At 28.3% G+C, this 3657-nt stretch carries 5 protein-coding genes; all 5 read left to right on the forward strand.

The genetic code is table 11. The annotated features are described in order from the left end of the window. Positions 1-27 precede the first annotated feature (27 nt). The 5 genes from ACRC03_RS13995 to ACRC03_RS14015 are packed head-to-tail and all read left to right on the forward strand — an operon-like array spanning position 28 to position 3469. Complete coding sequence (locus tag ACRC03_RS13995) at positions 28-981, forward strand: XkdQ/YqbQ family protein (protein ID WP_438653201.1); 954 nt, start codon at positions 28-30, stop codon at positions 979-981. After that, the gene (locus tag ACRC03_RS14000) at positions 981-1412 is read left to right on the forward strand and encodes a DUF2577 family protein (protein WP_438582830.1); all 432 of its coding nucleotides are present in this window, start codon (positions 981-983) and stop codon (positions 1410-1412) included. Before ACRC03_RS13995 ends, ACRC03_RS14000 begins: the two co-directional genes overlap by 1 nt. After that, complete coding sequence (locus tag ACRC03_RS14005; RefSeq protein WP_438653202.1) at positions 1409-1849, forward strand: DUF2634 domain-containing protein; 441 nt, start codon at positions 1409-1411, stop codon at positions 1847-1849. Before ACRC03_RS14000 ends, ACRC03_RS14005 begins: the two co-directional genes overlap by 4 nt. Further along, complete coding sequence (locus ACRC03_RS14010) at positions 1846-2937, forward strand: baseplate J/gp47 family protein (RefSeq protein WP_438653203.1); 1092 nt, start codon at positions 1846-1848, stop codon at positions 2935-2937. Before ACRC03_RS14005 ends, ACRC03_RS14010 begins: the two co-directional genes overlap by 4 nt. Beyond that, entirely contained in the window at positions 2927-3469 is a 543-nt protein-coding gene (locus ACRC03_RS14015) for a hypothetical protein (RefSeq protein ID WP_438653204.1), read from the forward strand. The genes ACRC03_RS14010 and ACRC03_RS14015 overlap by 11 nt, the downstream gene beginning before the upstream one ends. Positions 3470-3657: the final 188 nt, after the last annotated feature.

Genomic DNA, 3657 nt, shown 5'->3' on the forward strand with positions numbered 1-3657 from the left:
TAGATCCTAATAAGATTGGAGGAAGTAGTGCATAAATTAAAATTGATTCAAGAAGATAAAATTACAGATATAACAAATATGGTTGGGAACATAAATTTTAATACAAGTGTAGATGCGTTGGGAGCAATGTTTGAGTTCAGTATTCCAAGAAGCTTTAAAGATAAAAATTATAAATTAACAGAAATAATAAAAACTGGAGATATTATTAAATTTGAAAATACAAAAAATTTATTTACAGGAATGATTATAGATATAGATACTCTTAAATTTTCAAAAGAGATAAAGTGTTTTGATTTTTATTTTTACTTAAATAAGAATAAGCTTATAAAGCAGTTTAAGAATTTGAATGCATCAGCTTGTATAGAAAACTTATTAAAGAGCGTAGGAGCTAAAGTAGGGACTATAACAAGCATAGCAACTTCAATTGATAAAATATATAAAAATAATACTGTAGCAGAAATAATAGATGATATTTTAAAAATTGTAAATGAAGAAACAGGCAAAAAATATCTTTTGGAGATTGAAGATACAACATTTAGTCTGGTTCCATATAAAAAAATAAAAGTTCAAGTGACTAAAAATATTTTTGGAATGCCAACTTTAACAGAAAGTATAACAGATATGAAAAATATTGTATTGGTAGTTTCAAATGATTCAGAAGATGAGAGTATTTATGCAAAGGCTGAAGACAAAAATAGTGTAAAAAAATATGGAATGCTTCAAGAGATAATAGAAGTTGATCCTAATAAAGATGACATTTCAAAAGTTAGAAATATAGCTAATACAAAATTAAAAGAACTAAATAAAGTTTTAACCACTTCAAGTTTAAGTGTTTTAGGAAATGATGAATTGAAGGCTGGAAGACTTTTAGATGTTGAGATTAAAGAATTTGGAATAAAAGAGGAGTTTTTAATAAAAAGTTGTACTCATACATTTCCAAAGGGGAATCATATTTGTAGTTTAGAGCTAGAGGTGGATTGATGAATTATCAGTTAATGTTAGCCAAAATGTTTAAAGTAAATGAAAATAAAGAGATTGAATTTGAAGCTTGCATCGGACAAGTCATCAAAGCACCACCAGAGACAACTATAAGTATTTGGGATGGACAAGTTATTTTATATCCACATCAATTATATATGAATGACAGGTTGTATGATGACTATACAAGAAACTTTGATATAGATGGAGAGATAACAGAAATAGCTATACAAACCACATCAAGTAATATAGATGCAGGACCAGGTCCTCATAAGCATAGTCATGGAACAATAGAGGGAAAAGGAAAGTATAAAGCTATAGGAACAATTATAAATACAGATACACTTATAATTGGAGATTATGTAAAGGTAATTCCAACAGAAAAAGGGCAGAAGTGGTTTATTGATTCTAAGTATAGGAAGGTAAAAGAATGAGTATTTTTCCTGTATTTAATGAAGTTTTAGATGTGAAAGAAGAAAAAAAAAAGAATGGAAAAAAAGAGATTTTATTTGATTTTAAAGCTAAAAAGATTGTTATAGTTGATGGAAAAACAAAAGAAGCGACTGAAGTTGAGCAAGTTCGTCAATGGATTCAACTTCTGATATCAACTCAAGTAAATAAATACAAAGTATATGAAGATACAGAATTTGGTATGACTGATTTATACAATTTAAGAGGTCATAATATATTTAATACACCATTTGGAGTAATGGAATTAGAGCGTGAAATTAAAGAAAAAATTATGAATAAAAAAGAAGTTCAAGAAATAATAGATATAGCTTCAAGAGTACAATTTAATAGCCTAAATATAGAGGTCACAGTGAAATTAAAAAGTGGTGAAACTCTTACAAGTGAGGTGAGTATAGAGTGATAGAATATAAAGTTCCTACAATAGATGAGATAGAAGAGGAGATGTTAAATAATATATCTGATGATTACGTAAAAGATATTGGAACTTTTACAAGAGATATGATAAGAACATATGCTATAGAGTCTCATAAATTTGAAAAGAAATTAGAAGAATATTATAAAAAATTAGATATTTATAATTTAATTGAGAATGAGCTTACTAAATTTGTTGAACAGAGAAAAGGACTTCATAGGAAAAGTGCAAATCCAGCTAAAGGAGTTTTAACAGTTGAAGGAACAGGAACTATTAAAATTGGAGATGTATTTGAAACAGCATCAGGAAATAGATATAAAACAACTGAAGAAGTTGCTATAGATAAAGTAGGTATTGTAAATATAGAAGCGATTGAACCAGGAAGTACTGGAAATGTAGGAGCTAATTCAATTGTTTTTATTCCAGTAACAATTCAAGGAATTGAAAAAGTTACAAATAAAGCTCAATTGATAGATGGATATGATGAAGAAACTGATGATTCATTAAGAGAAAGATACTTGATTGAAATTCAAAAACCTTCAACAAGTGGGAATGTTTACCATTATATGCAGTGGGGAAGAGAAGTTGTAGGTGTGGGAGATGTAAGAGTTTTTCCTTTGTGGAATGGAAATAATACTGTTCAAATAGTAATAATAGATGATAATAAAGTTGTAGCAAATCAAGAGCTAATAAACAGAGTGCAGGAATATATAGACCCTAAAGGTACAAATGATAGAACTTGGGGAACAGGCTCTGGAGCAGCTCCTATAGGAGCATATTGTACAGTTAATACAGCTACAGCTAAGACTATCAATATAGAATGTGAATTAATTTTAGAAAAAGGGTATGAACTAGATTTGATAAAACCTTTGATTGAAGATGAAATAAAAAAATATTTGAAAAGTATTGCATTCAAAAAAAATAGTGTATCATATGCTCTTTTGTCAAGTTGGATATTAAATATTGATGGAGTTCAAGAATGGACAACGTTTACTATAAATGGTAATCAAGAAAATATAAAAACAGAAGAAAAAGAAGTAGCTGTATTGGGGAGTGTGAACTTAAGTGTCTCATAAAGTACAAATAGTAAATAATTTACATAAAATATTTAGAAGTGATTCTTATATAAATAACTTATTAGGAGTAGCTGGAGAGAGATTGGATAACTATGAAAAAAAAGCTGAAGGATTAGAGAAGGAATTTTGGTTTGATACTATGTCAGCTTTAGGAATAGCTATTTTAGAAGAGCAACTTGCATATAATACTATGAGTAATACTTTAGAAGGGAAAAGAGAAGAGTTAGAAGCAAGATGGAAAACTTCAGGTAAGTGTGATTTAAAACTGCTTCAAATAATAGCTAATTCATGGAGAAATGGTGAAGTAGCAGTGTTATTTACAAATGCTTGTATAAAGATAATATTTATTTCAATAGTAGGAATTCCAAGAGATATAGCTACTCTAAAAGGAGCGGTAGAAGAAGCGAAACCAGCACATTTACCTGTAGAATATATATTTAGATATAGAACTTGGGGTAACTTACTACAAAATACATGGGGTTATTATAAGCAATTTACTTGGGAACAAATATTAAGAAGGGAAGGGATTTAAAATAGATAAGGAAAGAGTTGAATTTATAGATATTGAGTATCCAGATTACGATACAACAGCAGATGTAGAAATAATAAATAAGAATATTAGAAAATTAGTTGAAAATGCAAAAGAACAAGATGTTGAACTAAAATCTAAAGAACCTATGATTAATAAAAAAACAGGATTTAATTTAGAGAAGACTGATT

The organism is Romboutsia sp. (assembly GCF_051659545.1).
Classification (GTDB): Bacteria; Bacillota; Clostridia; order Peptostreptococcales; family Peptostreptococcaceae; genus JBOFOR01.